The following is a 1,092-nucleotide window of genomic DNA, read 5'->3' on the forward strand; positions in this document are numbered from 1 at the left end:
CTGCGCGAAAGCGTAGTGCTAACGTAGCGGCAGCAGAGGGTTTTGTTTGTGCGAAAGCGCAGCGACAGCAACAGCACCGATGTTGGTCACGAAGGTGTTATCACAGGATGTGATGGTTTTAGCCTTCGTTCCTCTATCGCTGATCCCCAAGGAGTCGCTCAGCCTCAACTCCAATCACTACATGGTATACGTTTAACAAATTTTATGACTATCCTTTGGTGATGAGCATATAAACCATTTAAATTGATAATAATTGTAAAAAATAGTACCCTTATCATAAAAGGTCTGACATGGACATTATAAGGGACTTAAGAATTGGTTATATTATAGTTATCTTCTATTGAATGATAACGCCTCTGGATGCAATTACGCTAAGGAGAAATTGATAAAAAATAAAACACCCAAATCACTATGCTTGATTTAGGTGTGTATCAAATTATTTTGTTAAGTTAGTTTGGATTTCTTTCACTAACATTTCTGCGCCTTCAGGGCTTAAAATTAATTTGCCACCAACTAGACGGAAGTTATCATCAGAAACTTCACCAGTTACAGCACATGTCATGTTAGGCATATATTTTTTTAAGATGATTTTGTCATCATCCACATAGATTTCTAAAGCGTCTTTTTCTGCAATACCTAATGTACGGCGTAATTCTATTGGAATTACTACACGACCTAATTCATCGACTTTACGAACGATTCCTGTTGATTTCATAATTATTTTTCCTCCTAATATTAAAAGTTATATTGGTATTTCGTCAAATTTCGACATAATTTCTTGTCTGATAGTTATCATACCAAGTAATGCCATAAACGTCAATTAATTAATGCACTAATATTATTGTTTCAAAAAAAATTTTTGAGAAGAAAAGAGATATTTTGGTTTTTTTAAAAGGTTTTTATTATATATTTTAATTTATAGTAAAAAAGCTTCTTATTAAAGACATTAAATGGATTGATAATATTTTTCGACATTTTTCGCGTACGAGAAACTTTCAATCAATTATGCCTCGGCATAATTGCGTCCGGAATCGGCTTTGTGCTTAGGCCTGCACGAGGGCCGACACGATGTCGGTCATTTCGGTAATGCCA

General features: G+C 34.7%; 1 protein-coding gene. It reads right to left on the minus strand.

Annotated features, from left to right (window positions below):
- Window positions 1-436: 436 nt before the first annotated feature.
- Window positions 437-715 (minus strand): AbrB/MazE/SpoVT family DNA-binding domain-containing protein, encoded by a 279-nt coding sequence (locus tag ACQKN2_RS25395; protein WP_427417369.1) that lies wholly within the window; start codon window positions 713-715, stop codon window positions 437-439.
- Window positions 716-1,092: the final 377 nt, after the last annotated feature.

Origin of the sequence: Lysinibacillus sp. NPDC093688 (assembly GCF_050280145.1) — a bacterium.
Taxonomy (GTDB): domain Bacteria; phylum Bacillota; class Bacilli; order Bacillales_A; family Planococcaceae; genus Lysinibacillus; species Lysinibacillus xylanilyticus_B.